This window comes from Prosthecobacter sp. (assembly GCF_029946185.1).
Lineage (GTDB): Bacteria > Verrucomicrobiota > Verrucomicrobiia > Verrucomicrobiales > Verrucomicrobiaceae > Prosthecobacter.
Genome location: NZ_JAQSEA010000195.1, coordinates 1 through 2,833 on the forward strand (window position 1 = coordinate 1; position 2,833 = coordinate 2,833).

The window sequence follows — 2,833 nt, forward strand, 5'->3', positions numbered from 1 at the left end:
GTCGTCGATCACTTGCTCGTTGCCGTCGGACGCGCGCCGAATGTCGAGGGCCTTGGCCTGGAAACTGTCGGTGTCGAATTCGACAAGAAGGGCGTGAAGGTGGACGACCGCCTGCAAACAACCAATCCGCGCATCTACGCCTGCGGCGATATCTGCTCGCCTTATCAATTCACCCACGCTGCTGATTTCATGGCGCGCATCGTCATTCAAAACACGCTGTTCTTTGGTCGTGCCAAGGCCAGCGCCTTGACCATTCCGTGGGCCACGTACACCTCGCCGGAGATCGCCCACGTCGGCCTGTATGAGAAGGACGCTAAGGAGAAGGGCATCGAAGTAACCACCTTCACCCAGGAACTGGCGAAAGTGGACCGCGCCATCCTCGACGGCGAAACGCAAGGATTCGCCAAGGTTCATGTGCGCAAGGGCAGCGATCAAATCGTCGGTGCCACCGTCGTCGCCGCGCACGCGGGTGATATGATCAGCGAGATCACACTCGCCATGAAGGGAGGCATAGGTCTCGGCACCATCGCCTCGGTGATTCATCCGTATCCGACGCAGGCCGAGGCCATTCGCAAGCTCGGCGATCTTTACAACCGCACCCGCCTCACTCCATTTGTTAAAAAGCTGTTTCACAAATGGCTGGCCTGGCAGCGGCGCTGATGCTGGTTAAGGATCAGCCATGCTCCGCGAACGCTTGATCCTCTTCACTCGTTTTCCCATCGCCGGGAAAGCGAAGACGCGGCTCATTCCAGCACTTGGTGCCGAAGGTGCGGCGGAAACGCAGCGGCAGATGACAGAACTCGCGCTCTGCCGCGCCGTCAGCCTATTCATCGCACGCGGCGTGCGGATCGAAGTGCGCTACGAAGGCGGTGATGAAGAAGCGATGCGCGACTGGCTCGGTCCCAAACCATGCTACCGACCGCAAGGCGAGGGCGATCTCGGCCAGCGGATCGACCGCGCTACAAACGAGGCTTTTACCGAAGGCTGCGACTCGCTCGTCATCATCGGTGCGGATTGTCCACGGCTCGATGAAACCGTGCTGAGTCAGGCCTTCGATGCCTTGAGGGAAAACGAAGTCATCTTCGGTCCCGCGCAGGATGGCGGCTACTATCTCGTCGGTCTGCGCAGGCCTGTGCCCGCCTTGTTTCAAGACATCGAATGGAGCACCGCGCATGTCCTCAGCGATTCCATCGAGAAAGCCCGTGCCAGCGGCAGCCAACCCGAATTGCTCGTCACCTTGCCCGATGTGGATGAACCACACGACCTCGACGACTGGCATGCGTTGCAGACTCAAGTCGAACGCGTTTCTGTGATCATTCCCACAGTGAATGAAGCAGCGCATCTCGCCGAAACGTTGCGCCATGTCGCCGCCGCGCAACCGCACGAGATCATCATCGCTGACGGCGGCAGCACGGATGAAACGCTGGTCATCGCCACGGCGGCAGGCGCACAAATTGTCTGCTCGGGGCGGGGGCGAGGCCTGCAGATGAACAACGGCGCGCAACACGCCACCGGCGGGCTGCTGTTCTTCCTGCATGCCGATACTCTGCCGCCTACGAACTATACCCAGGCAATTCGCGAGTCGATGCGATCATCAAAAAACATGGCAGGTGCTTTTCGCTTTGCCTTGCGTGAACCACGCCCAGCCGGTGCTGCGTTGATCGAGCGGTTTACTGCCTGTCGAAACCACCACCACCAGCTTCCTTATGGCGACCAAGGGCTCTTTGTCCGCCGGGCACACTTCGCGGCGCTGGGTCGATACCCCGAGTGGCCGATCCTCGAAGATGTTGATTTTATCTGCCGCGCCCGGCTTCACGGCCGCATCGTCATTCACCCCGCCGCCGCCGAAACCTCCGGTCGCCGCTGGCAGCAGGCAGGGGTGATCCGCACCATGCTGCGCCATCAATTGATTCTAATCGGTTATCACGCGGGTCTCTCCCCCCAGCGCCTGGCAGGCTGGCGGTGATTGGTTTGGGACATTGTTTTTCGAATTCCCCAAGTTTTCTCGTTAGTTTTTTCCAGACGCGGAAGTGATCTCATGATGACACCCGCCATTCGTCCCTTTTTGCTCCTCATGCTCTGCGTTGTCGCATCGTTGCGTGTTGCCGCCGCAGTTGATTTTAAACAGGAGATTCTACCCATCTTGGAGGAGCACTGCCTCAAGTGTCACGGGCCGGAGAAGCAGAAGTCGGAGTTTCGCGTGGACCAGCGGGCGGTCATGCTGAAGGGCGGCGACTCCGGGCATGCGGGGATCGTGCCCGGTGACTCCAAGAAGAGCTATCTCATTGAAGTCATCAATGGCAGCGATCCCGACATGATCATGCCGCCGAAAGGTGAGCCGCTGACGAAGGAGCAGGTGGCCTTGTTTGAGCAATGGATCGCGGCAGGCGCGGAGTGGCCGGGGCAGATGAATGCGGTGGTGAAAACTGGAACGGATTTCTGGTCTTTCCAGCCGGTGAAACGACCGACGATTCCAGGCGATGAGAAGAAGGCGGTGGATGCCTTTTTGGCGACGAAGCTGAAGGCGGCGGGCATCACGCCGAATGGCCCGGCGGATGCGCTGACGCTGATTCGCCGCGCGTCCATCGTGCTGACCGGGCTGCCGCCGACGCCGGAGCGTGTGGAGACGTTTGTCGCTGCATCTGCGAAGGATGCGGATGCGGCTTACACAGCGCTGGTGGATGAACTGCTGGCCTCGCCGCATTTCGGCGAGCGCTGGGCGCAGCATTGGCTGGACGTGATTCGCTGGGCGGAAACGAATGGGTCAGAGGCGAATCTGTACCGGAAGAACGCCTGGATCTACCGTGACTACGTCATCCGTGCCTTCAACAAC

General features: G+C 60.0%; 3 protein-coding genes. All 3 read left to right on the top strand.

Going from position 1 to position 2,833, the window contains the following annotated elements:
* Positions 1-660, top strand: a 660-nt coding sequence (locus tag PSV43_RS16735) for an FAD-dependent oxidoreductase (protein WP_300199845.1), incomplete at its 5' end; no start/stop codon positions are given.
* 19 nt (positions 661-679) lie between these two features.
* The gene (locus PSV43_RS16740; RefSeq protein WP_300199848.1) at positions 680-1,966 is read left to right on the top strand and encodes a TIGR04283 family arsenosugar biosynthesis glycosyltransferase; all 1,287 of its coding nucleotides are present in this window, start codon (positions 680-682) and stop codon (positions 1,964-1,966) included.
* Between the two features lie 72 nt (positions 1,967-2,038).
* Positions 2,039-2,833 (top strand): DUF1549 domain-containing protein (locus PSV43_RS16745; protein ID WP_300199850.1); only part of this gene is annotated, 795 nt, incomplete at its 3' end.

Excerpts from the sequence above, each read along its gene's own strand:
- PSV43_RS16740 (WP_300199848.1), top strand. The coding sequence starts at position 680 with ATGCTCCGCGAACGCTTGATCCTCTTCACTCGTTTTCCCATCGCCGGG.